General features: G+C 59.1%; 1 protein-coding gene. It reads right to left on the reverse strand.

Translation table 11 applies throughout. From position 1 onward, the window contains the following. Positions 1-237: transposase (locus tag Q5Y71_RS17440; protein WP_306043329.1), on the reverse strand; the 237-nt coding region annotated here is incomplete at both ends.

Consider the following 237-nt stretch of genomic DNA (forward strand, 5'->3'; position numbering starts at 1 on the left):
TGTGACCTTGGATACCAGGGCTGCAGAGACGTCGGCACCGTACATCTCTTTGAAGGCGTCGACGATGTCGCGGGTGCTCATGCCTCGTGCATACAGCGCGAGGATCTGGTCGTCCATCTGCGTTAAGCGGGTCTGCCTCTTGCGGACAAATTGGGGCTCGAAGGTACCTGCACGATCGCGGGGAGTGTTGATCTCCACATCCCCATGCTGGCCTTTTAGGCGCTTGGAACTGGTGCC

Source organism: Microbulbifer sp. 2205BS26-8 (genome assembly GCF_030731025.1).
Lineage (GTDB): Bacteria > Pseudomonadota > Gammaproteobacteria > Pseudomonadales > Cellvibrionaceae > Microbulbifer > Microbulbifer spongiae.